Consider the following 313-nt stretch of genomic DNA (forward strand, 5'->3'; position numbering starts at 1 on the left):
GAAGCGTCGTGGAAGAAAGTGCTCACCACGGCGTTGCGGGTGTCGGGGCGGGAGGCGGCGCGGCGGCTGGTGCGGGCCAGAACGTTGGGTCCGCGGTATTCGATGGGTGGGGAGCCGTTGGCGCCGTGGTGGGAGGCCACCGCGGCGGCGCAGGCTCAGGGATTGCTCGATGACGAGCACGTCGCGGTGATCGCGAAGTTTCATCGGGCGTTGCCGACGTGGGTGGATGCGGGTACGCGGGCGCAGGCGGATGCGGAGTTGGCGGGCCAGGGTGCGGGGTTGGATCCGCAGAATTTGGCTGCGGTGGCGCGGT

The 313-nt window shown here is 70.3% G+C and carries 1 protein-coding gene; it reads left to right on the plus strand.

Going from position 1 to position 313, the window contains the following annotated elements; all coding sequences use genetic code 11:
- A partial coding sequence (locus tag ACAG24_RS29505) for a DUF222 domain-containing protein (RefSeq protein ID WP_370476401.1) occupies nucleotides 1–313 on the plus strand: 313 nt, incomplete at both ends.

This window comes from Mycobacterium bulgaricum (assembly GCF_041287165.2).
Taxonomy (GTDB): Bacteria; Actinomycetota; Actinomycetes; order Mycobacteriales; family Mycobacteriaceae; genus Mycobacterium; species Mycobacterium bulgaricum.